Source organism: Sphingomonas sp. 28-62-11 (genome assembly GCF_002278865.1).
GTDB lineage: Bacteria > Pseudomonadota > Alphaproteobacteria > Sphingomonadales > Sphingomonadaceae > Sphingomonas.
Map to the genome: position 1 here is coordinate 68157 of NZ_NCGB01000018.1, position 23675 is coordinate 91831.

Here is a 23675-nt window from a genome sequence, read left to right on the forward strand (position 1 = left end):
TGTTGGACCCGGCCGTTATTCGGTCGGGTCCGGCGTTTCGCGGTAAAAATCGCGGACGACATCCCACGCTTCCTGCGCGGTTTCGACGAAGGTGAAGATTTTCAGGTCGCGCGCCGAGATGACGCCTTCTTCGACCAACGCCTCGAAATTGATCACGCGGTTCCAGAACGCTCGTCCGAACAGCAGCACGGGAATCGGCTTGATTTTGCCCGTCTGGATCAAGGTGAGCAGTTCGAACAACTCGTCGAACGTACCGAAGCCACCAGGAAACGCCGCCAAAGCGCGGGCGTGCAGCAGGAAATGCATCTTGCGCAGCGCGAAATAGTGGAACTGCAGGCTCAGCCCCGGCGTAACATAGGGATTGGGGGCCTGTTCGTGTGGCAGCACGATGTTGAGCCCGATCGATTCGGCACCCACATCCGCCGCGCCGCGATTGGCGGCTTCCATGATCGACGGGCCACCGCCCGAACAGACGACGAACTGGCGTTTGCCATGATCATCACGCGGGCATTCGCTGACCAGCCGGGCAAGATCGCGCGCGACATCATAATAATGCGACTTGGCGACCATGCTTTCGGCAAGCCTGCGCGCTTCGTCCGTGGTCGCCAGATCAAGCATCGCCTGCGCCTTAGCGGGTTCGGGAATGCGCGCCGATCCGTAAAACACGAAGGTCGAGCTGATGCCGGCTTCCTGGAATACCAGTTGAGGCTTCAGCAATTCGAGCTGGAACCGCACCGGGCGCAAATCCTCACGCAGCAGGAAATCCATGTCCTGGAAAGCCAGCTTATAGGCCGGATGCTCGGTCTGCGGGGTGGAAAGCTGGGCTTTGGCGGTTTCGGCGTCTTCGGCGGCGGGCGCAAAGACGCGGTCGGGCACTTTGGGATCGTTCATTAATTCGCCCTACTGCAAACTGATGCCGCCCGCAAAACCCCGAATAAAAACCGCGCCATATTGACAGTCCAGCCGACCTCGCGCAGGGCGGTAAGTGGGCCACGCGGTCCCAACGCCGCGCGTGCTCTCTGTGAGGAGAGACTGACATGACTGACGTTACTGCGCTCGACGCCACCACTGCGCCTGCGCCTCAAAAACCCACCACGAAACCTGCCCGCCCGTTTTTCTCATCGGGCCCGTGCGCCAAGCCGCCGGGCTGGGATGCCGCAAAACTCGCGACCGAATCGCTCGGGCGCTCGCACCGCTCGAAGATCGGCAAGGCGCGGCTGCAGCATGCGATCGACCTGACCCGCAAGATTCTGGGCGTGCCCGATACGCACCGTATCGGCATCGTCCCGGCATCCGACACTGGCGCCTATGAAATGGCGATGTGGACGATGCTGGGCGCACGCCCCGTCACCGCCATTGCCTGGGAAAGCTTTGGCGAAGGCTGGGTGACCGATGCCGCCAAGCAGCTGAAACTCGATCCGACGATCCTCAAGGCCGATTACGGCCAGCTGCCTGATCTCGATACGGTCGATTGGTCGCATGACGTGCTGTTCACCTGGAACGGCACGACCAGCGGCGTCCGCGTGCCGAATGCCGACTGGGTAAGCGACACCCGCGAAGGCCTGAGCTTCAACGACGCGACCTCCGCCGTGTTCGCCTATGACATGCCGTGGGACAAGCTCGATGTGACGACCTTTTCCTGGCAAAAAGTGCTGGGCGGCGAAGGCGCACACGGCATCCTGATCCTCGGCCCGCGCGCGGTCGAGCGGCTGACGAGCTACACGCCGGCCTGGCCGCTGCCCAAGATTTTCCGGCTGGTGTCGAAGGGCGCGCTCGCCGAGGGCGTGTTCAAGGGCGAAACAATCAACACCCCGTCAATGCTCGCGGTGGAAGACGTGATCTTCGCGCTTGAATGGGCGGAATCGCTCGGCGGGCTGAACGGCTTGATCGCCCGGTCGGATGCCAATGCCGCCGCACTCGACAAGATTGTCGAAGAACGCGACTGGCTCGGCCATCTCGCCGCTGATCCGGCAACGCGGTCGAAGACCAGCGTCTGCCTGACGGTCGAGGGCGCCGACGAAGCCTTCATCAAGAAGATGGCCGGGGCCCTGGAGAAGGAAGGCGCGGCGTTCGACGTGGCCGGCTACCGCGATGCCCCGCCGGGCCTGCGTATCTGGTGCGGCGCAACCGTCGACACCGCCGATATCGTGGCGCTCGGACCGTGGCTCGACTGGGCCTATGCGACGGCGAAGGCTGGCTGAACACAACCTCCTCGTCACCCCGGGCTTGACCCGGGGTCCCGCTTTTCTCTCCACCGCCCGCGTAGAAGCGGGACCCCGGATCAAGCCCGGGGTGACGGTGAATTCAAGGATATACAAATGCCTAAAGTCCTCATTTCCGACAAAATGGACCCCAATGCCGCTGCCATCTTCCGCGCCCGCGGCGTGGAGGTCGATGAAATCACCGGCAAGACACCCGAAGAGTTGATGGCGATCATCGGCGAGTACGACGGCCTCGCGATCCGCAGCTCAACCAAGGTGACCAAAGCGATCCTGGAGCACGCCACCAATTTGAAGGTGATCGGCCGGGCCGGGATCGGTGTCGACAATGTCGATATCCCGGCCGCATCGGCCAAGGGCGTTGTCGTCATGAACACGCCGTTCGGTAACTCGATCACCACCGCCGAGCACGCCATCGCCCTGATGTTCGCGCTTGCCCGGCAATTGCCCGAGGCGGATGCCAGCACCCAGGCCGGCAAGTGGGAAAAGAACCGCTTCATGGGTGTGGAACTGACCAGCAAGACGTTGGGGCTGATCGGTGCGGGCAATATCGGTTCGATCGTCGCCGACCGCGCGCTTGGCCTCAAGATGAAGGTTATCGCTTATGATCCCTTCCTGACGCCTGAACGCGCGCTGGAAATGGGCGTGGAGAAGGTAACGCTCGACGATCTGCTCGCGCGCGCCGATTTCATCACGCTCCACACGCCGCTGACCGATCAGACCCGCAACATTCTGTCAGCGGAAAACCTCGCCAAGACCAAGAAGGGCGTGCGGATCATCAACTGCGCGCGCGGCGGGCTGATCGACGAGGCAGCGCTGAAGGCGGGGCTTGATTCGGGTCATATCGGCGGCGCCGCGCTCGACGTGTTCCAGACCGAACCAGCGACCGAATCGCCGCTGTTCGGCACCCCTGGCTTCGTCTCCACCCCGCATCTGGGCGCATCGACGACCGAAGCGCAGGTCAACGTTGCGCTCCAGGTCGCCGAGCAGATGGCCGATTTCCTGGTCACCGGCGGCATTACGAACGCGCTGAACGTCCCGTCGCTGTCGGCGGAGGAAGCGCCGAAGCTGAAGCCCTATATGGCGCTCGCCGAAAAGCTCGGTTCGCTCGTCGGGCAGCTCGCGCACGGGGCGCTCTCCGGCATCTCGGTCGAGGTTGAGGGCGCCGCCGCACAGCTCAACCAGAAGCCGATCACCAGCGCGGTGCTGGCTGGCATGATGCGGGTGCATTCGGATATCGTGAACATGGTCAACGCGCCGTTCCTGGCGAAGGAACGCGGGATCGACGTGCGCGAAATCCGGCATGACCGTGAGGGCGATTACCACACGCTGGTGCGCGTGACGGTGAAGACCGATGCGGGTGACAAATCGGTCGCGGGGACACTGTTCGGGGATGCAGCACCACGCCTGGTCGAATTGTTCGGAATCAAGGTCGAGGCCGATCTGGCGGGCTATATGCTGTATGTGGTGAACGAGGATGCGCCGGGGTTTATCGGTCGCCTTGGCACGACGCTGGGCGAATCGGGCGTCAACATCGGCACCTTCCACCTTGGTCGCCGTTCGGCGGGCGGCGAGGCGATCGTGCTGCTGTCGGTCGACGAACCCGTCACCCCCGCGCTCATCACCAACGTCCGCGCGCTACCCGGCGTGAAGACGGTGATGGCACTCGCGTTCTGAGCTGGCTAAAGCGCGGGAATGTCCTCTACTTCGCTCCTCCCCGAAGGCTTTCACGATCGCCTGCCCCCATATGCCGATGTCGCCGCGCGACTGGAGGCACGCATCTTGGGGGCAGCGTTCGCGCATGGCTATGAACGTGTCGATCCGCCGCTGGCCGAGTTTGAGGCGGGACTAGCGAGCCGATTGAAGGCAACGCGCGCGCGCGATGCGGTGCGCTTTGTCGATCCGGTATCGCAGCGCACCTTGGCAATCCGGCCCGATATCACGGCACAGGTCGGGCGGATCGTGGCGACGCGGATGGCGCACCACCCGCGCCCGGTGCGGTTGAGCTATGCCGGGCCGGTGCTGAAACTGCGCGCGTCTGAACTCGATCCCGAGCGCGAGGCGCGCCAGATCGGTTGCGAGCTGATCGGGCTCGACAGTGTCGCCGCCGCGCAGGAGATCGCCAGCCTTGCGGTCGAGGCGCTGACGGCGGCTGGCGTGGAGAACATTTCGATCGATTTCACCCTGCCCGATCTTGTCGATATTCTCGCTGCCGGGCCTTTCCCGGTGTCCGCTGACCAGATCGAGGCGCTGAAGGACCGGCTCGATGCCAAGGATGCAGGCGCGGTTGCTGCGCTCGCCCCTCCCTATCTCCCGCTGATCGAAGCGGCGGGGCCGTTCGAGGCCGCGCATGACCGGCTCTGTGCTTTCGATGCGGGCGGCGCGCTTACCTCACGCCTCGACGGGCTATGGGCGATTGCGCAGAGCCTGAAGGGAAAGGTGGCGCTGACGCTCGACCCCACCGAACGCCACGGCTTCGAATATCAGAGCTGGATCGGCTTTTCGATCTTTGCAGGCGGCGTGCGCGGCGAAATCGGACGGGGTGGCAGCTACACGGTGATGCACGAAAGCGGCGCTGAGGAGCCCGCGATCGGGTTCTCGCTCTATGCCGACGCGATCGTCGACAGCGGCCTCGCCCCGATCGAACGGCGGCGCCTGTTCGTGCCGCTGGGTACCGATCGGGCGCTGGCAACGGGGATGCGGGGTGAGGGCTGGGTGACGGTGGCGGCGCTTGACGCGCGCGACACGCCCGAGGCGCAGCTGTGCACCCATGTGCTGATGGACGGCGCGCCACGAGCACTGCAGACGTAAAAAATGACCGTGCGACCGGCCCGGATCGGGTGGTCGCACGGCATTTTTTGCAAGGTCGATCGGGCACCGCAACGCGGCGTCAGCCGCCGGTCGTCCCGTCGCCCTGCGCTGCCTTCAAGGTCTGCGCGGCGAGCAGCTGGAGCGCTGCGAATGCATCCGCGGCGGGGATGACCTCATAATTGGCAAGACCCGTCTGGTTCGGCGGATAGGGAATGAACAGCGTCTGGCTACCCTGCTGCAACTTCAAGGCGCTGAACTTCAGCGCTGCCGATTGCACCACCCGGGCGGTGAAATCACCGTCCAGAAGCGCGGCCTTGGCGATCGCCGCTTGCAAGCCATCCTTCGCCGGACCTTCATGAAGCGCAATCGGATTACCGTGATCATTGAGCTCGACCTCCGCCAACGGTCGACCGCCGCCAATAATCAATTGGCGCCAGCGCGTGACTTGAGCGGCATCGCCCGGTGCACCCTTTGCAACCTTGTCCAGCGACAGATAATCGACCTGATAGGGCGTATCCAGCGTGAGCGCTGAACCATCGGCAAAGCCTGTCGCCGACAGCCGCGCGAGATCAGCGCTCCATTGTTGCGCGTATAGTTTTTCCAGCGTGTCGGTGGGACCGCCCGAAGTGAAAGAAATCGTCATTCTGCGGCTCCTTACTGCTTTTTGGTGAAATAGGTGGCGGTCCACGTGCCGCCGCCCTGATAACTTGCGGGATACGCGGCGTAGGCGATGGTCGTAGACCCGTACCAGGGATCCTGGATGTCAATCTTGTTGCCGACGGTGTTGTAGCCGGTGATCATCATGAAATGCGCGCCACCGCCGGTCCACGCCACCCGGGTACCCACCGGTTGCCCGTTATCCACCCGGCCCTGCAGCACGGTGAAGGTGGCCGTGCCGCCAACCATGCTGTCGAGCGATTTGGCCGCCTGCAACGCCTTGTCGAGGAAACCATATTGGTTGCACCCACTCGGATTGGAGCAGCAGGTCGACTTGTTTTGACAGGTGTTGGCGATGCCGCACTGGGTATAGCTGCCGGTACCCCAATAATAATCCCCAACGGATGCAGCATTGGCCGCCCAGCACCAGTTGGATTGTGACTGGTGCTGCATCGTGAAGCTCAGCTTTTTCGAGTTCTGCAGCAAACCCGTACCGGCACCATGCTGCGTCCCGGAAAGCGCGCTGAAGCCGCCGGCATTGATGGCATTCGAAATTGCCGCCAGGTTTCCGCGATCACCATTCGGGTCACCTGATCCAAAATATACATGACAGTAATTGAACACATAGCTCACATGATTTTGAGGCATGACTATTTCTCCCAAAAAATAGGAAATTATTCATCGATATTCATTGAAGTTTTTGCCGCGGAACTATGGTTTATAGTATCAATCGATTGATCAGTATCGTGATCTCATCCGATTTGGGCTGAATATATTTCATCTTATGCCATATTCGATCAAGATGCGCTTTGGGCATTCACCGATCCAGCGATATTCGACCTTTCGGGTAGGACAGCGAGACGATTCGAAGCGGCGATCAGGCCACGGGCTGCCGCCACGGGGACCAGGCGATCGACATCAGTCATACGGCTGCACGGCTTGACTTGCTTCGGTCGAGCGCTCTACCCGCGCAGCCAACCGAGCCATCGCGCTCCCCATTTCCCTCCCCTGGCCGAGTCCTGTCGAAGGGCCATGGGAGTCCCCCGGGCAGGGGAAGAGGTACATCCATGGCCAATGTAGCAGTAATCGGCGCCCAATGGGGCGATGAGGGCAAGGGCAAGATTGTCGATTGGCTCGCCGAGCGCGCCGATGTGGTCGTGCGGTTCCAGGGCGGGCACAATGCCGGGCACACGCTCGTCGTCGGCGACAAGGTCTACAAGCTGTCGCTGCTGCCCTCGGGCATCGTGCGTGGGACGCCGAGCGTCATCGGCAATGGCGTCGTGCTCGATCCTTGGGCGCTAAAGGCCGAAGTGGAGAAGCTGCGTGGACAGGGCGTCACGATTACCCCCGACACGCTGATGGTTGCCGATAACTGCGCGCTGATTCTGCCGTTCCACCGTGATCTCGATGCACTGCGTGAGGATGCCAGCGGCGACGGCAAGATCGGCACGACGCGGCGCGGCATTGGCCCGGCCTATGAAGACAAGGTCGGCCGGCGCGCGATTCGGGTGTGTGATCTGGCACATCTGGATGAGCTCAGCGCGCAGATGGACCGGCTGACCGCGCATCATGATGCTTTAAGGGCCGGGTTCGGCCAGCCGCCGATCGACCGCGACGCACTGATCGCTGAACTGCGCGACATTGCCGGTTTCGTGCTGCCCTTTGTCCAGCCGGTGTGGCGAATGCTGGGCGAGGCGCGGGCGAACGGCAAGCGCATCCTGTTCGAAGGCGCACAGGGCGTGCTGCTTGATGTCGATCACGGCACTTATCCCTTCGTCACCTCGTCCAACACTATTGCCGGGACGGCGGCGGGGGGCTCCGGCCTGGGGCCGAGCGCGGTCGGCTTCGTGCTGGGCATTGCCAAGGCCTATACGACGCGGGTGGGCAGCGGCCCCTTCCCTACTGAGCTTGCGGACGCAACGGGCGAGCGGCTGGGCGAGCGCGGCCATGAATTCGGCACCGTCACCGGCCGCAAGCGACGCTGCGGTTGGTTCGATGCGGTGCTGGTGCGGCAATCGGCTGCCGTGGGCGGCATCACCGGCATTGCCCTCACCAAAATCGACGTGCTCGATGGGTTCGATGAGGTGAAGATCTGCACCGGCTACCGGCTGAACGGCACCGAGCTCGATTATTTTCCGGCGCATTATGCCGATCAGGCAGCGGTCGAGCCGATCTACGAAACGCTGCCCGGCTGGCACGAATCGACTGCGGGCGCGCGCAGCTGGGCAGACCTTCCGGCAGCGGCGATCAAATACATCAAGCGCGTCGAGGAGCTGATCCGCTGCCCGGTCGCGCTCGTATCAACGAGCCCGGAGCGCGAGGACACGATCTTGGTGCGCGATCCGTTTGCGGATTGAACGGGCCACGACCTATCCCATGGCCGTCACCCCGGGCTCGACCCGGGGTCCCGCTTCTTTTCCAACCGCGCAAAAGCGGGACCCCGGATCAAGTCCGGGGTGACGGTAAGGTTATCATTGCGCGTCAGCCGCACTGTCCCCGGTGGCGCAGCTTGTGATCGGCGAGCACTAGCGCGACCATTGCTTCCACGACGGGGGCGCCTCGGATGCCGACGCACGGATCGTGGCGGCCTTTGGTCATGATTTCGGTGGCGTTGCCGTCGCGGTCGATCGTCTCGACCGGCGTCAGGATTGAGCTGGTGGGTTTGAAGGCAACGCGAACGAGCACCGGCTGACCGGTCGAAATGCCACCTGCAATGCCGCCTGCGTGGTTGGCGAGGAATTCCGGCCCATCTGAACCGGGCCGCATGGCATCGGCATTAGCCTCTCCGCGCAAGGCAGCTGCGCCGAAGCCGTCACCGATTTCGACGCCCTTCACGGCGTTGATGCTCATGCAGGCGCTCGCGAGGTCCGCGTCGAGCTTGGCGTAGAGCGGCGCGCCCCAGCCGGCGGGCACGCCGGTCGCTTCGCACGCGATGACTGCACCGAGCGACGATCCGGCCTTGCGCGCGCCATCCACCAAAACTTCCCAGCGCGCGGCGGCGGTGGCGTCAGGACAGAAAAACGGGTTACGGTCGATTTCGGCCGCATCGAAATTGGCGGGGTCGATCGCGTCGCCCCCGATCGCCTCAACCCAGGCGGTGATCCGCACTTCGGGGATCACCAGCCGCGCGACCGCCCCAGCCGCTACCCGCGACGCCGTCTCTCGCGCGGAAGATCGCCCCCCGCCGCGATAATCGCGAAAGCCATATTTGGCGTCGTAAGCATAATCGGCATGGCCGGGGCGATAGGCCTTGGCGACCTCCGAATAATCCTTCGATCGCTGGTCGACATTATCGATCATCAGAGCAATCGGCGTGCCCGTCGTCCGCCCCTCGAACACGCCGGAGAGGATGCGCACGACATCCGGCTCCTGCCGCTGCGTGGTAAAGCGTGACGTGCCCGGACGACGTTTGTCGAGAAACGGCTGGATATCGGCTTCGGACAGCGCGAGCCCCGGCGGGCAGCCATCCACGACCGCGCCGATCGCCGGACCGTGCGATTCCCCCCAGGTGGTGAAGCGAAACAGATGACCGAAGCTGTTGTGGCTCATAAATTTATTATACGCCGAGGCGACGGTGCAGCGCCAAATAAAGGTTGTTGATCAGCATCGCAGCGACAATTGGGCTAACAAGGCCTAACCAGATGCGCGTTACGCTGTCAGGCAACAAAAATGCTAGCCATATCGTCAGTAGCGAGATTGCCATGAAACCCCAAATTCTGAACCCTTCGATTGCTGCCTGAGCCCAGCTCTTCAGCCGAAACCATTCTACTGCAACAAATACTAGGGCCATAACAGCCGCGCCGAGTTGACCCCAACCAAGATCGATTGCGCTCATGCCAGCGTAATGTCCGGCGCGTCCTCCGCCTTCATGCCGATCACGTTATAGCCCGCATCGACATGGTGCGTTTCGCCCGTAACCCCGCTCGACAGATCGCTGAGCAGGTACAAGCCCGCCCCGCCGACATCCTCGATCGTCACGTTGCGCTTCAGCGGTGAATTATACTCGTTCCACTTCAGGATCAGGCGGAAATCGCCAATGCCGCTGGCGGCCAATGTCTTGATTGGTCCCGCGGAGATCGCATTCACGCGAATATTGTCGCGGCCAAGATCAACGGCGAGATACTGAACGCTGGTTTCCAGCGCGGCCTTGGCAACACCCATCACATTGTAATGCGGGATGACCTTTTCCGCACCATAATAGCTGAGCGTCAGCAGCGCACCACCGTTCGGCATCATCGCCTTGGCGCGCTTGGCGACCGCGACGAAGGAATAAACGCTGATGTTCATCGTCATCAGAAAATTGTCGAGGCTGGTATCGACATAGCCGCCGCGCAGCTCATTCTTGTCCGAAAAGCCAATCGCGTGGACGACGAAATCTATCGTCGGCCATTCCTTCGCCAGTTCGGCAAACGTCGTATCGAGCGCCGCCATGTCGGACACATCGCAATCGAACAGCCGCGCAACGCCCAGCTGCTCGGCGAGCGGGCGCACCCGCTTTTCCATCGCCTCGCCCTGATAGCTGAACGCGAGTTCCGCCCCCGCTTCACTCAGTTTCTTCGCGATCCCCCAAGCCAGCGACCGATCATTGGCGAGCCCCATGATCAGCCCACGCTTGCCTTGCATCAAATCCGTCACGCCCTGATCGCCTCCGACTTTCCCTCGATTACCGCGTCCTTTACGCCTTCATCATCCGCTTCCGCCAGTGCCGCGTTCAATTGGGCGCCGACGACCAGCCCGAGCCCGACCAGAAAGAAGAAGATGAGCGCGATCATCACGCCCGCCAGGCTGCCATAGGTCAGATCGTAGCTCGTCAGATTGGCGAGGATGGAGGGCAAAAGCGCGGTCACCAGCAGCCACCACCCCGCGGTAAATGCGGCGCCCGGCCATTTCGGGCATTTACTGTCCCGGTACTGGCGCGGGGTGAGAGAATAAAAGACCATGTAGAGCGCGACAAACAACGCGAGCGCGGGTGCAATCCGCGTCAGCGAAACCACCGTGGCGGCTTCTGTCGCAAATGGCATCACCCGCAAGATGAACTGTTCGACCGCGACCAGCGCGACCTGAAAGCTGAACGCGATCAGCACGAGAATCAGCGAGGCAAGCGTCAATCCCATCGACCAAAGGCGGTAATGCCAGAACGGACGTACCGATTTGACGCCATAAGCTCGGCGCAGAATGTCGCGGATCGTTTCGATGAAGCTGGCGGTGGTCCACAGCCCGACGATGGCGCCGAACCACAACAGCGAGCCCGAACGCGCGGCAAGCACATCTGCAATCGGCGTTTGCAGGACGGTGGCAACGCTTGGCGGCAGGGTGCGCAGAAAAGCCTCAACCGTGTGCAGCCCTTCATCAGTGCGCCCAAACAACCGCGCGATGGCTGCGGCGACGATGAAGAACGGAAACAGCGTCAGCAACGACAGATAGGCCAGATTGCCGGCATGAATGAAGCCATCGCTGAATACGCCGATCGCGACGCGCTTCAGTACTTCCCGGACATAGCTGCCCGGCCGCATGAACGCGAAGCGACGATCCAGCCGGGGCCCCCTGCCCGGATGCCGCCGCCGTTCCTCAGGCGATTCGGGCGAGATGTCCTGCACGGAAGATCAGACGTCCAGCTTGCCGCGCGGGTTCCATTTGTCCTTGCCGGGCCAGCCCTGCACGAATTCGACCAGCGAATCATCATCGACCGGCAGATCGACCATCAGCGTGACAAGCTGATCGCCGCGCGGGCCATTGGCACCAGGGGTTTTGCGGTGAAAGCCACGCCCTTTCAGCCGCAGCACCTTGCCCGATGTCGAGCCGCGCGGCACCGACAGCATCACCGCGCCCTCCACCGTCGGTACCTTCACTGACGCGCCCAGCACGGCTTCGGCCAGGCTGATCGGCAAGTCGAGCCGCACATCGTCGCCGACGCGTTCGAAAAAGCGGTGCGGCTGCACCTCGATCGTGACGATCGCATCACCGGCGCCACCGGGGCCAGGCTGGCCCTTGCCCGCGAGCCGCATCTGCGTGCCGGTTTCGACGCCTGCGGGCAGTTTCAGGTCGATTGTTTTGCCATCACCGAGTGTGATGCGCTGCGGGGCGAGCGTTGCCGCATCGGCAAAGGACACTGCCAGCCTATAGGGGACGTTCGCACCCTTGGGGCTTGGCCTGCCTCCGAAGCCGCCGGTAAAGCCGCCGCCGCGCTTGCCGCCGAACAAGCCTTCGAAAATGTCCCCGAAATCACCCGCGCCGCCGCCAGCGCCGCCGAAATCGAAATTGGGCGGGGCACCGCCCGCGCCCGGCCGAAACCCACCTGCACCACCGCCCTGACCGGGATTGAACCCGAAGGGCGAGGCCGGGTTGCCATCGCCGTCAATCTCCCCGCGATCGAAGCGGGCGCGCTTGTCCTTGTCGCTTAACAGATCATAAGCGTTGGTGACGTTCGAAAAACGTTCGGATGCTTTGGGATTATCCTTGTTGCGATCAGGGTGCAGTTCCTTGGCAAGCTTGCGATAGGCTTTTTTGATGTCGGCTTCGCTCGCCCCGCGCGGCACACCCAGCAATTGATACGGATCGGTCATCTGGTTCCTGCTGTATTGAACTAATACGCCCTATTTGGGGGATGTGGCCGCCAAGCGCAAATGATGGCGGCAGGATTTTCGTTTCAGACGAGCGGATCGGCGGGCGCGACGTCGACGCTGACCTTCAGCTTCTGCGCGCCCGAGCCGAGCACGATGCCATCGATCGGCGCGATTTCAGCATAGTCCCGACCGATCGCCATGATGATATGGTCGCCCGCCATCCAGATGCCGTTGGTGGGATCGACCCCTACCCAACCGATCCGATCACCGCACCAGAGCAGCACCCAGGCATGGGTCGCATCGGCCCCGACCAGCCGTTCCATCCCCGGTGGCGGGATCGTGCGGATATAGCCTGATGCATAGGCCGCGGGGAGCCCGGCGGCGCGCAGGCCGGTGATCATGATCTGTGCAAAATCCTGGCACACGCCGCCGCGCTTCATGAAAGCCTCGCGCGGCGGTGTATCGACCAGCGTCGCGGTGGGATCGAAATCAAATTCCCGCTGGATACGTTGAGCCAGTGCGATCGCGGCTTCCAGCGCCGGGCGATCGGGGGCAAGTTCTTCTGCACACCACGCTGCAATGTCGCGATCAAGCGGAATCAGCGGCGAGGGATAGAGATAGGCGCTAGGCCCGGCCGGTGACCCGTCGCGGCTGGCGCGTGCCGCCTTGGCAACCTCCGCCAGCGTCGGATCATCTGGGCTCGGCACCGGGATCAGTCGGTCAACCGTCACCCGTGACACGCTTTCGATCGTCAGATAGCGGACCGGTTCTTCTACCGTCAGCCGGACGACATTGGCGAGCCCAGCCTCTGCCCGCGCAGGGGCGATTCGCCCCGCAGGGCTGATCGTCAGCTGATAATCATCCAGCGTCTGCCCCGACCAGATGATCGGTTTCAACCGCAGGTTGCAGCGCGCAAAGCGAACCTGGGTGCCGTAGTCAAATCGCGTGACGTGGCGGATAGTGTAGATCATGCCAGCGTAAGGCCGCCCGCGCGCAGCGGTTCCCCACCTTGGAGGAAATAGCGTCGCGCGACCAATTCTGAAAGCTGGCGCAACCGTCGCTCGATCTCACACAGGGTCGCGTCATCGAGGGTGGCGGCGGTGGCGGTGGCGACCAAGGCCGAAAGCGCGGTAGCCTCTGTCTGTTGCGGTTCGGCCATACCATCATCGGCGAGCACGGGCAGTTCGCGTAAGTGCTGGCAGATCGTTGCTACCTGATAAGCAATTGCGCGCGGATTGCCCGGATCAAGCGCGACCAGATCGACAACCGCGGCAGGCGAAAGTTCGCCCAGATACCGCTGCCGATAGCTGATCTGGCTGTCCGCCACATCGAGCAGGGTCGACAGATCGTCAGCTGTCGCATTGGCGCAGCCGAACACGCGCACCGCGCGCGCCACTGCCGTTGCGCGTTCGATCCGGCGACCGAGATCGTGGAATCGCCAGGCGTCGGTGCGGCCCATATGTTCGGTCGACAGGCCCGCCAGCGCCGCAAAGCGCCGCTGCAGCGATCCCGCCCGATCAAGTAGCGCGCCGCCATTCGGGGCGGGCGCGTCGAGCAGCCGGATCATGTCCGCCGACAAACGGTCGCGCGATCCGGCACCGATCGCGCGCGCACTGCGGTTGATGGCCCGCACGCTGTTCCAGCCGCCATCGCCTGCCTCCATCGCGGTGCGGGCAAGCGCGATCAGATCGGTCCGACGCAGGCTGGGCGGGCGCGGGGCGGCCCCGTCCTCGACAATCATCCCCACCAGCCGGGCAATCGTTTCCGGCGCGAGCGCAGCCCCGGCATCGGCAGTGATCGAATTGCCCAGCATCACCCGAATGACGGCGAGCAAGGCCTCGCCGCGCTCCAGATAGCGGCCCAGCCAGAAGAAGTTATCGGCGACGCGGCTTGGCAAGGTGCCGGGATTGCGGCGAATGTGGACCGAACTCGCATCGGGCAGCAGCGAGACGGGCACGACCGGGCCGCCGCCATAGATTGCGACATCGGCGGACCAATTGCCCTCCCCCATCACCGACGCGCGCATATCGGGATGCTCGCCGATCCTGGCGAAGCCGCCGGGCATCACCGTCCAGCCGCCATCGGCACCGCGGGCGGCAAAGACGCGCAACGTGAAGGGGCGCGGCACCAACCGATCCTCCGCCACCACCGGCATGGTCGAGAGGCGGACATTTTCCTGCCCGACATAATCCTGCGGCCTCCGGGCCATATCGGCGATCAGCGCGGCACGCTTGTCGGGCGGCAAATCCCCGACATGGACGGGTTTTCCCTCGGGCAGCCCCAGCGGCGCGGCCGAAAAGGCAGGGCCGACCAGCAGCGTATCGAGATGGGCCGCGACATGCGCTTGTGCCGCTTCCTGCCCGCACCACCAGGTGGCGATGTTCGGGATTTTGAGCGGCTCGCCCAGCAATTCGCGCGCGAGGCGTGGCATGAACGCTTCGAATGCCGGGCTTTCGAGCACCGCTGATCCGGGCGCGTTGCTGACCACGACATTGCCCGCGACCATCGCATCGATCAGCCCGGCGACGCCGATCGTCGAGTGCGAATCGAACGCCAGCGGATCGAGCAGCCGCGGATCGATCCGCCGCCATAGCGCATCGACGCGCTTCAGCCCCGCGATCGTCCGGATATAAAGTTTGTCCTCCAGCACCGCGAGATCGGCACCTTCGACCAGCAACAGCCCCAGATAGCGCGCCAGATGGGCCTGTTCAGTATAGCTGGGGTTATAGCGACCGGGCGTGAGCAGGCCGATGCGCGGATCGCTGCGCTTGCATGCCGCCGCCAGCCCGGCGCGAAAGGCGGCAAAGAACGGCGCGTGGCGCTGAATGTTGAGCCGCGCCTGCAGCCCGCCCAAAGTGCGCGACACCGCGAGCCGGTTTTCGAGCGCATAGCCAGCGCCCGCAGGCGCGCGCAGATGATCGGCAAGCACCCGCCACTCGCCGCCCGGACTGCGCCCCAGATCCATCGCGACGAAATGCAGATGATGGCCGCCAGGCGGCGCAAGGCCAACCAGCGGCCGCAGGAAAAACGGACTGCCGTTGACGAGCGCGGCGGGGATCGATCCGCTCTCGGTCAGATTGCCCGCGCCATAAAGATCGGCGAGGATCATTTCCATCAGCGCTGCACGCTGTGCCACACCCTCGGCAATGCCCGCCCATTCGGCTTCGTCGATCAGCAAAGGCACGGGCGATACGGGCCATGGCCGTTCTTCGCTTTCACCGATGATTCGAAAGCCGGTGCCGATATCCTCGGCCTGACGCTGCACGCGTTCGCGCGCATGGGCCAGATCGTCGCCGACCGCTCCGGCTAGTTCTTCAAGCACCGTCGCCCAGGCAGGTCCACCAGCGCACATCACATCGCCCGGCGGCAAATCGCGACAATAATCGGCAATCCACCGCGCGGCATGCGTCGCGGAATCGATAAGATCGCTCGACACAGTGGCCATCAGACGATCATGCCTGGGCTGGTCTTTGTGCCGGGGTGCCCCGGGGGATGAACTGTGCTGATACCGCCACGGGTGCCCCTTGGGTTCGCCAGATGGCATCGTCACCACAATCAATGCAGCCGCGCAACCGCCAAGCGAGCTTCGCCCCCAACAGCTTCATGGGTGACGGTTGGCGAGCCAGAGGATAAGGCCCCTTCATGACCACCGATCCGTTTGCCCTGTTCGACGCCTGGTATGCCGAAGCGCGCACCAGCGAAATCAATGATTCCAACGCGATGGCCATCGCGACCAGCGATGCGCAGGGGCGAGTTGGGGTGCGGATGGTGCTGTTGAAGGGGCATGGCCCGGACGGTTTCGTTTTCTACACCAATCAGGAAGGCCGAAAGGCTGCCGACATCGCCGCCAATCCCCAGGTTGCACTGCTGTTCCATTGGAAATCGCTGCGGCGGCAAATTCGCATCGAGGGGCCGGTCAGCACCGCCAGCGACGCTGATGCCGATGCCTATTTCGCCACCCGCAGCCGCGATTCGCAATTGGGCGCCTGGGCATCGGACCAGTCCCGCCCGCTCGACAGCCGTGCAACGTTCGAGGCGCGCTTCGCAGCGATACAGACGCAGTTCGAGGGCGGCCCGGTGCCACGTCCGCCGCACTGGTCCGGTTACTGCGTGACTCCATGGTCGATCGAATTCTGGCAGGACCGCGAACATCGGCTACATGAACGTCGGCTATTTACGCGCACCGATAATGGCTGGGACGAGGGCATGCTCTATCCATGAGCGACGGCCATAATCATCATCACGCCCGCACTGCCCATCATCACGCGAGCAGCAGTCTGACGACGCGCGCAGCGATTGCGAGCGTCGTGACGGCAGCGGTGCTGATGCTGATCAAGGCCTATGCCGCCTGGCACACGGGTTCGGTCGCGATGCTGGGGTCGCTCGCCGATACCGGGCTCGATCTGGTGGCATCGCTCGTCACCTTGTTCGGCGTCCGGCTCGCCGCACAACCGGCGGATCACGATCACCGCTTTGGGCACGGCAAGGCCGAATCGCTGGTCGCGCTGTTCCAGGTCGCAGTGATCGCGGTTTCCGCCTTCGCGATTTTCGGGCGCGCGCTTGACCGGCTGGTGACGCGGCAGGTGACCGCGGATGCCGAAATCGGCATTGGCGCATCGGTGATCGCGATCATCGTGACGATCGCCCTGCTCGCCTATCAGCGCTTCGTGATCGCCAAAACGGGGTCGATCGCGATCGGCGCCGATCATGTCCATTATCAATCCGATGTGTTGTTGAATGTGGCCGTGATCGGCGCGCTCGTGCTCGATCAGTATCTCGGCATTACCGGCGCAGACCCGGTATTCGGCATGGCGATTGCCGCCTGGCTGCTCTGGGGGGCATGGCGCGCATCAAGCAGCGCGATCGACCAATTGATGGACAAGGAATGGCCGCCCGAAAAGCGCCGCCGCTTCGTTGAGGTCGCCTGCCGCCACCCCGAGCTGAAAGGGCTGCACGATCTGCGCACGCGCACCAGCGGCGCGACCGACTTCGTCCAGTTTCACATCTGGATGGACCCGGCGATGACGATTGCCGATGCCCATATCGTCACCGACCGAATCGAACACAGCCTTGCCCGCGAGTTTCCCGGCACCGAAATCCTGATCCATATCGATCCCGAGGGGCAAGTGGATCACCCCGGCAACGAACTGGTAGAAGCCGACGAAATCGCCAAGTTGAAGGACCTGCAATCGTGATCGCTCGTACCGTAACGCGCCTGCCCATCACCCAGATCGATGCCTTTGCCGATGCGCCATTCACCGGCAATCCGGCGGCGATCATGCCGCTCGATGCGTGGCTGGCGGATAATGTGCTGCTGGCAATCGCGGAAGAGAACAACCTGAGCGAGACCGCGTTTCTGGTGCCCGATGCCAGCGGTGCCAGCGATTACGAACTGCGCTGGTTCACGCCCGCCGCCGAAGTCGCGCTGTGCGGCCATGCGACGATCGCGAGCGGCCATTATCTGTTGTCCAACGATCCCGCGCTTACCCGAGTCACCTTCCGTACGCGGCAGGCAGGTATATTGTGGGTAGAGCGCGACGGCGACGGGTATCGCATGGCGCTGCCCGCCTGGGGGCCGACGGCCGCTGCGTTGCCCAATATCGTGGCGGCGTTGGGCGCCGGGCCAGCGGTGCAGACGCTTTGGTATGAAAAGGGCTATGCGCTGATCGTGTACGAGACCGCCGATCAGATCCGCAGCCTGAAGCCCGACCAGCGCGCGGTGGCGGCACTCGGCAAGCTGGTCGCCGTCGCGACCGCGCCCGGTGACACGACCGATGTGATCAGCCGGGTCTTCACCCCCTATTACAACATCGCAGAGGACCCGGTGACGGGTTCGGCTCATGCGGTGATGACCCCCTATTGGGCGGCACGGCTGGGGCGAGACGGCTTTACCGCCTATCAGGCGAGCGCGCGCGGCGGGCATGTGGCGTGCACGCTGGCAGGTGATCAGGTGATCCTAGGCGGCAAGTGCGTGACGGTGATGGACGGCGTGTTCTTCCTTTAAGACCGCGCACCGGCGAGCCGCTGCAACATCGGCCGTACCACCAGAAAGCGCCGATACAGCCATTCGAGCATGGCGAGCACCGCTTCATTGCGCGCCGCGAGCCCGATCGGCCGCAGCAGCGGGATGGCCCGCCACATCGCCGCAAAGGCGGCCGCGCCGGACAGCATCACGCCATTTTCCCGTGCGTGGAAGCGCGCGAGCAGGGCATCACGATCGATCGGGCAGGCGGTCTCCCCATTGCTCACATCGATGAAGCTGATGGCGTCGCGCTTGTCCAACCGCCGCATCAGCGCGATTTCGCTACGGCAGAGCGGACAGCCGCCATCGAACCAGATCGTCAGCTCTTTCATGACCTGTCATTGCCCGACGCGGGGCACCCCGTCACGCTGGGCTTAAGCCCGTGGCGCCCGGATGTTACTTAGCGAAGCTCGCCGCGATGTCGCCCATCGCATCGATCACCGGACGGCGATTGGTATCCTGCGTCTTGCCGAGCCGGACGAGGACATAGCGGTGCGGCTTGCCATCCTTCCCCTGCCCGTCAAACGCCATCACATATTGCCCCAGATGCCCGTTCATCGACACCAAAGACGGCACACCCTTTTGCGGGAACAGTGACGGGCTGCCATCGGGCGCGCCGGGCCGGTTGAGCCATAGCTGACCGCCATATTCGGGGTTGGCAGGCGATGATTGTTTCAGGAAGGCCAGCCATTCGGGCGTAATCACTTGCGTGCCATCGGGCGCCTTGCCTTCATGCAGCAACCCGCCCAATCGACCGAAATCGTCGAGTGACATATGGATCAACGATCCGCCGATCTGCGTGCCCGCGCCGTCGAACTCCGGGAAAGCGGTGGTGATGCCGACGGGCGTGAACAGTCGCGCGTACAGGAAATCGCGATAGGTTTGCGCCCGCACGCGCGGATCGCGGCTGTCGGTGAGCGTCCGGGTGATGATTTCCGACAAGATGATCGTAGTGAGCGAGCTATATTCGAATTTCTCGCCGGGCTTGGCCTCCAGCGGTTGGGCGATCGACCGGGCGGCCATATCCTGCGTGCCACTGACGAACAGCACCTGATTGGTATCCGAATTCTCGACCGGCTGGCCTTCCTCCGTATGTTCCAGCCCCGCAGCCATGTTGAGCAGCTGCCGCAGCGTAATAGCGCCGCGCGGATCGCCGGGCTTGCGCCATTCCGCGATCGGGGCAGGCGCATCGAGCTGAAGCTTTCCGTCGGAGACGAGTTCGCCCACCAGCATCGCCGTCACTGATTTGGCCATCGACCAGCTGATGAAGCGGTTCGCGTCCGAATAACCCACGCCATAATGTTTCGCGATGACGCGTCCATCCTCGATCAGGATCGCGGCGCGCGCCTCTGCCTGATTGGCGGCGAACAGCGGTGTGAGCGGTCCGGCATCATCGGCGGGCGCGGCACCGCCGCTTGCGAGCATCAGGGCAGCCGAACCGACCATGAGAAGGCTTTTTATTTTCATAGGGCCAGTCTACGCTCGGGACTTATGAACGCAAGACGCCTCGTCATCCCGACTCTTATCATCATCCTGGCGCTCGCACTGGGTGCATGGCTCTATGTCAGATCGCTGACGCCACAGCTCGAACTCGGCGTTGGTTATGGCGCGCGCGTCGCCTGTGCCTGCCGCTATATCGGCAACCGCGATCTGCAGAATTGCCGAAACGATTTTGAGCCCGGGATGGAGCCGATCCAGCTGAGCGAAGACCCCGCAACCAAGACGGTAACAGCATCCGTGCCGCTGATCGCGAGCCGATCGGTCAAGTTCGATCCGCTGCTGGGGTGCCAGCCTGAACCAATCAAAAAATAGGCATCATTGCGACTGACGATTGCGGCGGATCATGGAGCGCAGGATTTGCCCCTTGGTTCGGGCGATTTCAGGTCCCGTGTCGATCAGTTCGTCGGGGAAAATCCGCATGAGTTCAAGCTGTGCGGTGCGATACCCGTCGTTCCAGTCGTCGCCCTTCCGCTGAAAATAATCCAACGATGCCGCCTCCAGTTGGTGCGAAATTTCCGTATGATATCGTTTAGTTGCCCAACTATTAGTGTCGCGTCGATGGGCGGCAAACTGTTCTGAGGCGATCGTTAGCTGATCGTCACTCGGTTCAAGGTTCAGCATTCTAAACAAGTTGATTGCCGCGATCCGATCGACGCTCCAGCTCCCGTCCCGCACCATCTCCGCTCCCCCACCTTGCGATCGGAAGGCTAGCATTGATGCCTGCAAGCGCAAGCGTGACGGAGAGATCGATTTGCGTTTGTTATGGGATAGATGGGGGGCGCCACCGCGGCTTGCGGTATGTCGGCGGCGATCATGAGGTCGAGCACAATCAGGCGATTTGCAGCGCCCGCTGCGTCTCCGCTATCCAGCCGCCGCCCAGCACCCGCTCGCCGGCGTAAAGCACTGCTGCCTGGCCAGGTGCGACGCCGTATTCGGGGGCGTCGAACAGGATATAGTCGTCTTCCAGTCGTGCGGGCACGGGCTTGGCGAGCGAACGGACCTTCGCGGTCACAGGCCCTTGGTGATCGCCGCCAATCCAGTTGATCCCGGTCAGCCGCGCCGCGCCCACCGCGAGCGCGCGCTTCGGGCCAACGATTACGCGCCGCTCGGCCGGTTCGAGCCGGATGACGTATAAGGGCTCGGGGGTGCCGCCGATCTCCAGCCCTTTCCGCTGGCCGACGGTGAAGTGGATCAGCCCGCGATGCTGGCCGAGCACCCGCCCGGCTTCATCGACGATATCGCCGCTGGTATCCGCCTCGGGCCGCAATTTCTTGACCAGCGCGGCATAATTGCCGTCGGGGACGAAGCAGATATCCTGACTGTCGGGTTTGGCCGCCACACCCAGGCCGATTTCGGCGGCTATCTCCCTCACGCGCGCTTTTTCCATGCCGCCCAGCGGGAAGCGCAGATAATCGAGCTGCGCCGTGGTGGTCGCGAACAGGAAATAGCTCTGGTCGCGCGCCGGATCGATTGCGCGGTGGAGTTCGGCCCCGGCCGACCCTTCGACTCGGCGGACATAATGGCCGGTCGCGAGGCAATCCGCGCCAAGATCACGCGCCAGCTTGAACAAATCGGTGAATTTCGGCCCCATATTGCACTTGATGCACGGGATGGGGGTGCGCCCGGCAAGATACTCGTCGGCGAAATCGTCGATCACTTGATCACGAAAGCTGCTTTCGTGATCGAACACATAATGCGCGATGCCGAGCCGGTCGCACACCGCGCGCGCATCACGGATATCACGGCCCGCGCAGCAGCTGCCCGCGCGACCCACCGCCTCGCCGTGATCGTATAGCTGTAGCGTCACACCGATCACTTCGGCACCGGTGCGCACGGCAAGGGCTGCGACGACCGAACTGTCGACTCCGCCCGACATCGCCACAACGATGCGCTTCGCGCCTGCATCCGCGCCTAACTGAAATTCGCCTTCGATCATCGCGGACAGATAGGTTGTTCGGGTGCCGGATGCAAAAATTGCGTCACCACGGCACGGAATCGCGAAAGCTGTCCCAAAAATTTCATCAGGCTTTACCGGACCTTCAGACCCCGCCGCTAAACCCGACCAATCGAATGACTTGTTTTGTGAAAGTGGCGTTGTGGACCTAAGCTTTTCGCGTTTCGAACTGGATGGCACGGCGATTGCGCTGCCGGGCGACCTGGCAGTGCTGATGGTGGGCATTGCCGCCCGTCAGGCGACCAGCCCTACCGCAATGATCGAATCGCGAACCGCGCGGATGACAATGCCCGTTGCGATCCCCGATTTACTGCATCCGGCGGATGGCGCGTTCAACCGCATCATGGCCACGACTATCTGCCGTTGGAACCAAGAATAAACGCGCCATTTACCGAGCCGTTTCAGTCGATGTTCAAGTCCGGCTGCTAATGGTCGTTATTGACATTGAGGGGACCCCCGCCCCGATTGAGGTAAGCATGATTGAGAACCAGAAGATTCGGCCAGCAAAGGTAATCGGGCCACTCGGCGAGCCGCTGACGCTCGATTCGCTGCCGCCGCCCGAAACCACGCGCTGGGTTGTGCGCCGCAAGGCCGAAGTGGTGGCCGCTGTGAATGGCGGGCTGCTGACGGTGGACGAGGTGTGCCAGCGCTATAACCTGACGATGGAGGAGTTTGCCGGGTGGCAGCGCGCCATTGACCGTTCGGGCATGCCTGGCCTCCGCGTGACACGGATTCAGCATTATCGCTCACTCTACGAGCGTCAGCAAAAATACTGATCGGCTGGCAGTCGCCGACGTTCGGGAACAAACCACCGCAATTGCGAGTCTTTCCTCCATACGCCCGATGATCGGGCGCAACGGAGGGTATCATGGTCGGTCTTATCGTTTGGCTTGTAGTTGGCGGCGTCGTGGGCTGGCTTGCAAGCATGGTCATGCGCACCGACGGACAGCAGGGCATCTTGCTCAACATCGTTGTCGGCATCATCGGTTCGGTGATTGCATCGTTTCTGTTTGGTGGCGGCATCAACCAGGTGATTACAATCACCACATTCGTCTATTCGCTGATTGGCGCGGTCATTCTGCTGGCCATCGTCAACCTCGTCCGGCGGGGCACAGTCCGCTAAAGCGGCTGACCGAACACCCTAAGGCGCTCCCAAGAGCCGCCCGGATGCACGCCGGGCGGCTCTTTTGTGTGTTGGCTATTTCAACAGGAAGCGGACCGATAGGGTCGCGGTAACGCGCGATTCGCCCGGCACGATCGTCGTTGACGCCGACGCATCCTTGGCGCGCGCATACATCATCGGCTCGGGCGCCGTAGATTGATCGCCTGCCTCGCTGATCGAGACGATTCGGCTAACCGTCAGGTCGGCGGCACGAGCGTAAAGCATGGCACGTTCGCGAGCGCGTTTCACGGCATCGGTGCGCGCGTCATCCATTGCGGCATCGGGCTGCGCCAGCGACAAAGTCGGCCCCTCAATCTGGTTGGCGCCCTGCGCCACCAGCACATCGAGCACCGGGCCGCTCGCTGCGACATCGCGGAACCGTATCGAGACCATGTTGGTCGCCTGGTAACCGGTGATGGCGGGGGGCTGGTTGTCGGCGTAGCGATATTGCGGGCTGAGCGTGGCCGCGGTTGTCATCATATCGCGCGGCAGCACGCCCGCCTTTTTCAACGCTGCCAATACGCTGGACATCCGTCGGGCATTTTCGGCCAGTGCCGCTGCGGCGGTCGGCGCTTGCGTCACAACTCCAGCACGGATGGTCGCAAGATCGGGGACGCGCGTGGTCTCTCCGGTCGCAATCACATCCAATATGGTGCCATCGGCCAATATCGTCGGCGCGATCGATTGGGCACCCGCTGGCGCCAGCGGCAACGCTGCCGCCAAGGCGACCAGAATCAGCATACGCATCATATCTCTCCCGTCAGCAACCGAATCGGTTGCGCGGATC

At 63.0% G+C, this 23675-nt stretch carries 26 protein-coding genes; 11 read left to right on the top strand and 15 right to left on the bottom strand.

From position 1 onward, the window contains the following. Window positions 1-15 precede the first annotated feature (15 nt). Window positions 16-891, bottom strand: coding sequence for an LOG family protein (locus tag B7Y49_RS07555; RefSeq protein WP_374126970.1), 876 nt, complete (start codon window positions 889-891; stop codon window positions 16-18). A 146-nt stretch (window positions 892-1037) separates the two neighbouring features. Between B7Y49_RS07555 and B7Y49_RS07560 the strand changes: the two genes are divergently transcribed. From B7Y49_RS07560 to B7Y49_RS07570, 3 genes are all read left to right on the top strand, one after another. Beyond that, a complete protein-coding gene (locus B7Y49_RS07560) occupies window positions 1038-2201 on the top strand; it encodes a phosphoserine transaminase (protein ID WP_374126971.1) in 1164 nt (387 codons plus the stop codon). 117 nt (window positions 2202-2318) lie between these two features. Then, a complete protein-coding gene (gene serA, locus B7Y49_RS07565; protein ID WP_374126972.1) occupies window positions 2319-3896 on the top strand; it encodes a phosphoglycerate dehydrogenase in 1578 nt (525 codons plus the stop codon). Window positions 3897-3914: 18 nt separating this feature from the next. Then, on the top strand, window positions 3915-5030 hold the full coding sequence (locus B7Y49_RS07570; protein ID WP_374126973.1) for an ATP phosphoribosyltransferase regulatory subunit: 1116 nt from the start codon (window positions 3915-3917) through the stop codon (window positions 5028-5030). Window positions 5031-5109: 79 nt separating this feature from the next. On the opposite strand, the gene B7Y49_RS07575 is transcribed toward B7Y49_RS07570, so the two are convergent. After that, window positions 5110-5673 carry a hypothetical protein gene (locus tag B7Y49_RS07575; protein WP_374126974.1) on the bottom strand — a complete coding sequence of 188 codons (564 nt, stop codon included), beginning with the start codon at window positions 5671-5673 and terminating at the stop codon, window positions 5110-5112. 11 nt (window positions 5674-5684) lie between these two features. Continuing rightward, window positions 5685-6335: a C39 family peptidase gene (locus B7Y49_RS07580; RefSeq protein WP_374126975.1), complete on the bottom strand. Its 651-nt coding sequence runs from the start codon at window positions 6333-6335 to the stop codon at window positions 5685-5687. 419 nt (window positions 6336-6754) lie between these two features. On the opposite strand from B7Y49_RS07580, the gene B7Y49_RS07585 reads away from it, so the two are divergent. Next, a complete protein-coding gene (locus B7Y49_RS07585; protein WP_374126976.1) occupies window positions 6755-8044 on the top strand; it encodes an adenylosuccinate synthetase in 1290 nt (429 codons plus the stop codon). A 124-nt stretch (window positions 8045-8168) separates the two neighbouring features. Here B7Y49_RS07585 and aroC read toward each other — a convergent pair whose 3' ends face one another. From aroC to B7Y49_RS07620, 7 genes are all read right to left on the bottom strand, one after another. Continuing rightward, window positions 8169-9236, bottom strand: coding sequence for a chorismate synthase (gene aroC / locus B7Y49_RS07590; protein WP_374126977.1), 1068 nt, complete (start codon window positions 9234-9236; stop codon window positions 8169-8171). Between the two features lie 7 nt (window positions 9237-9243). After that, window positions 9244-9522: a hypothetical protein gene (locus B7Y49_RS07595; protein WP_374126978.1), complete on the bottom strand. Its 279-nt coding sequence runs from the start codon at window positions 9520-9522 to the stop codon at window positions 9244-9246. After that, the gene (gene fabI, locus B7Y49_RS07600) at window positions 9519-10322 is read right to left on the bottom strand and encodes an enoyl-ACP reductase FabI (protein ID WP_374126979.1); all 804 of its coding nucleotides are present in this window, start codon (window positions 10320-10322) and stop codon (window positions 9519-9521) included. The genes B7Y49_RS07595 and fabI overlap by 4 nt, the downstream gene beginning before the upstream one ends. Then, the gene (locus tag B7Y49_RS07605; protein ID WP_374126980.1) at window positions 10319-11284 is read right to left on the bottom strand and encodes a YihY/virulence factor BrkB family protein; all 966 of its coding nucleotides are present in this window, start codon (window positions 11282-11284) and stop codon (window positions 10319-10321) included. The genes fabI and B7Y49_RS07605 overlap by 4 nt, the downstream gene beginning before the upstream one ends. Window positions 11285-11290: 6 nt before the next feature. Further along, entirely contained in the window at window positions 11291-12250 is a 960-nt protein-coding gene (locus B7Y49_RS07610) for a DnaJ C-terminal domain-containing protein (protein WP_374126981.1), read from the bottom strand. Between the two features lie 83 nt (window positions 12251-12333). Next, window positions 12334-13221, bottom strand: a complete 888-nt coding sequence (locus B7Y49_RS07615; RefSeq protein ID WP_374126982.1) for a transglutaminase family protein — start codon at window positions 13219-13221, stop codon at window positions 12334-12336. Continuing rightward, window positions 13218-15695 carry a circularly permuted type 2 ATP-grasp protein gene (locus B7Y49_RS07620; RefSeq protein WP_374126983.1) on the bottom strand — a complete coding sequence of 826 codons (2478 nt, stop codon included), beginning with the start codon at window positions 15693-15695 and terminating at the stop codon, window positions 13218-13220. Before B7Y49_RS07620 ends, B7Y49_RS07615 begins: the two co-directional genes overlap by 4 nt. Before the next feature lie 197 nt (window positions 15696-15892). Between B7Y49_RS07620 and pdxH the strand changes: the two genes are divergently transcribed. Genes pdxH through B7Y49_RS07635 form a run of 3 tightly spaced genes read left to right on the top strand, consistent with a single transcriptional unit; the run spans window position 15893 to window position 18254 of the window. Next, a complete protein-coding gene (pdxH, locus tag B7Y49_RS07625) occupies window positions 15893-16471 on the top strand; it encodes a pyridoxal 5'-phosphate synthase (RefSeq protein WP_374126984.1) in 579 nt (192 codons plus the stop codon). Continuing rightward, entirely contained in the window at window positions 16468-17445 is a 978-nt protein-coding gene (locus tag B7Y49_RS07630) for a cation diffusion facilitator family transporter (protein ID WP_374126985.1), read from the top strand. Before pdxH ends, B7Y49_RS07630 begins: the two co-directional genes overlap by 4 nt. Further along, window positions 17442-18254, top strand: coding sequence for a PhzF family phenazine biosynthesis protein (locus B7Y49_RS07635; protein WP_374126986.1), 813 nt, complete (start codon window positions 17442-17444; stop codon window positions 18252-18254). Before B7Y49_RS07630 ends, B7Y49_RS07635 begins: the two co-directional genes overlap by 4 nt. Here B7Y49_RS07635 and B7Y49_RS07640 read toward each other — a convergent pair. After that, window positions 18251-18604: a DUF393 domain-containing protein gene (locus B7Y49_RS07640; RefSeq protein ID WP_374126987.1), complete on the bottom strand. Its 354-nt coding sequence runs from the start codon at window positions 18602-18604 to the stop codon at window positions 18251-18253. The genes B7Y49_RS07635 and B7Y49_RS07640 overlap by 4 nt on opposite strands. Before the next feature lie 64 nt (window positions 18605-18668). After that, window positions 18669-19739 carry a serine hydrolase gene (locus tag B7Y49_RS07645; RefSeq protein WP_374126988.1) on the bottom strand — a complete coding sequence of 357 codons (1071 nt, stop codon included), beginning with the start codon at window positions 19737-19739 and terminating at the stop codon, window positions 18669-18671. 24 nt (window positions 19740-19763) lie between these two features. On the opposite strand from B7Y49_RS07645, the gene B7Y49_RS07650 reads away from it, so the two are divergent. After that, window positions 19764-20084 carry a hypothetical protein gene (locus B7Y49_RS07650; protein ID WP_374126989.1) on the top strand — a complete coding sequence of 107 codons (321 nt, stop codon included), beginning with the start codon at window positions 19764-19766 and terminating at the stop codon, window positions 20082-20084. Between the two features lie 3 nt (window positions 20085-20087). On the opposite strand, the gene B7Y49_RS07655 is transcribed toward B7Y49_RS07650, so the two are convergent. Continuing rightward, entirely contained in the window at window positions 20088-20393 is a 306-nt protein-coding gene (locus B7Y49_RS07655; RefSeq protein WP_374126990.1) for a hypothetical protein, read from the bottom strand. Window positions 20394-20601: 208 nt separating this feature from the next. Further along, on the bottom strand, window positions 20602-21708 hold the full coding sequence (gene mnmA, locus B7Y49_RS07660) for an MnmA/TRMU family protein (protein ID WP_374126991.1): 1107 nt from the start codon (window positions 21706-21708) through the stop codon (window positions 20602-20604). Window positions 21709-21730: 22 nt separating this feature from the next. On the opposite strand from mnmA, the gene B7Y49_RS07665 reads away from it, so the two are divergent. The 3 genes from B7Y49_RS07665 (at window position 21731) to B7Y49_RS07675 (ending at window position 22849) form a co-directional block, all read left to right on the top strand. After that, window positions 21731-22105: a hypothetical protein gene (locus tag B7Y49_RS07665; RefSeq protein WP_374126992.1), complete on the top strand. Its 375-nt coding sequence runs from the start codon at window positions 21731-21733 to the stop codon at window positions 22103-22105. Between the two features lie 97 nt (window positions 22106-22202). Next, the gene (locus B7Y49_RS07670) at window positions 22203-22502 is read left to right on the top strand and encodes a DUF1153 domain-containing protein (protein WP_374126993.1); all 300 of its coding nucleotides are present in this window, start codon (window positions 22203-22205) and stop codon (window positions 22500-22502) included. A gap of 92 nt (window positions 22503-22594) precedes the next feature. Next, entirely contained in the window at window positions 22595-22849 is a 255-nt protein-coding gene (locus B7Y49_RS07675; protein ID WP_374126994.1) for a GlsB/YeaQ/YmgE family stress response membrane protein, read from the top strand. Window positions 22850-22924: 75 nt separating this feature from the next. On the opposite strand, the gene B7Y49_RS07680 is transcribed toward B7Y49_RS07675, so the two are convergent. Further along, window positions 22925-23638, bottom strand: a complete 714-nt coding sequence (locus tag B7Y49_RS07680) for an SIMPL domain-containing protein (protein WP_374126995.1) — start codon at window positions 23636-23638, stop codon at window positions 22925-22927. Window positions 23639-23675: the final 37 nt, after the last annotated feature.

Bases quoted from the DNA above. Each gene is read 5' to 3' on its own strand.
- B7Y49_RS07555 (WP_374126970.1), bottom strand. From the start codon at position 891: ATGAACGATCCCAAAGTGCCCGACCGCGTCTTTGCGCCCGCCGCCGAA.
- B7Y49_RS07560 (WP_374126971.1), top strand. From the start codon at position 1,038: ATGACTGACGTTACTGCGCTCGACGCCACCACTGCGCCTGCGCCTCAA.
- serA (WP_374126972.1), top strand. From the start codon at position 2,319: ATGCCTAAAGTCCTCATTTCCGACAAAATGGACCCCAATGCCGCTGCC.
- B7Y49_RS07570 (WP_374126973.1), top strand. From the start codon at position 3,915: ATGTCCTCTACTTCGCTCCTCCCCGAAGGCTTTCACGATCGCCTGCCC.
- B7Y49_RS07575 (WP_374126974.1), bottom strand. From the start codon at position 5,673: ATGACGATTTCTTTCACTTCGGGCGGTCCCACCGACACGCTGGAAAAA.
- B7Y49_RS07580 (WP_374126975.1), bottom strand. From the start codon at position 6,335: ATGCCTCAAAATCATGTGAGCTATGTGTTCAATTACTGTCATGTATAT.
- B7Y49_RS07585 (WP_374126976.1), top strand. From the start codon at position 6,755: ATGGCCAATGTAGCAGTAATCGGCGCCCAATGGGGCGATGAGGGCAAG.
- aroC (WP_374126977.1), bottom strand. From the start codon at position 9,236: ATGAGCCACAACAGCTTCGGTCATCTGTTTCGCTTCACCACCTGGGGG.
- B7Y49_RS07595 (WP_374126978.1), bottom strand. From the start codon at position 9,522: ATGAGCGCAATCGATCTTGGTTGGGGTCAACTCGGCGCGGCTGTTATG.
- B7Y49_RS07610 (WP_374126981.1), bottom strand. From the start codon at position 12,250: ATGACCGATCCGTATCAATTGCTGGGTGTGCCGCGCGGGGCGAGCGAA.
- B7Y49_RS07615 (WP_374126982.1), bottom strand. From the start codon at position 13,221: ATGATCTACACTATCCGCCACGTCACGCGATTTGACTACGGCACCCAG.
- B7Y49_RS07620 (WP_374126983.1), bottom strand. From the start codon at position 15,695: ATGGCCACTGTGTCGAGCGATCTTATCGATTCCGCGACGCATGCCGCG.
- pdxH (WP_374126984.1), top strand. From the start codon at position 15,893: ATGACCACCGATCCGTTTGCCCTGTTCGACGCCTGGTATGCCGAAGCG.
- B7Y49_RS07630 (WP_374126985.1), top strand. From the start codon at position 16,468: ATGAGCGACGGCCATAATCATCATCACGCCCGCACTGCCCATCATCAC.
- B7Y49_RS07640 (WP_374126987.1), bottom strand. From the start codon at position 18,604: ATGAAAGAGCTGACGATCTGGTTCGATGGCGGCTGTCCGCTCTGCCGT.
- B7Y49_RS07645 (WP_374126988.1), bottom strand. From the start codon at position 19,739: ATGAAAATAAAAAGCCTTCTCATGGTCGGTTCGGCTGCCCTGATGCTC.
- B7Y49_RS07650 (WP_374126989.1), top strand. From the start codon at position 19,764: ATGAACGCAAGACGCCTCGTCATCCCGACTCTTATCATCATCCTGGCG.
- B7Y49_RS07655 (WP_374126990.1), bottom strand. From the start codon at position 20,393: ATGCTGAACCTTGAACCGAGTGACGATCAGCTAACGATCGCCTCAGAA.
- mnmA (WP_374126991.1), bottom strand. From the start codon at position 21,708: ATGATCGAAGGCGAATTTCAGTTAGGCGCGGATGCAGGCGCGAAGCGC.
- B7Y49_RS07670 (WP_374126993.1), top strand. From the start codon at position 22,203: ATGATTGAGAACCAGAAGATTCGGCCAGCAAAGGTAATCGGGCCACTC.
- B7Y49_RS07675 (WP_374126994.1), top strand. From the start codon at position 22,595: ATGGTCGGTCTTATCGTTTGGCTTGTAGTTGGCGGCGTCGTGGGCTGG.
- B7Y49_RS07680 (WP_374126995.1), bottom strand. From the start codon at position 23,638: ATGATGCGTATGCTGATTCTGGTCGCCTTGGCGGCAGCGTTGCCGCTG.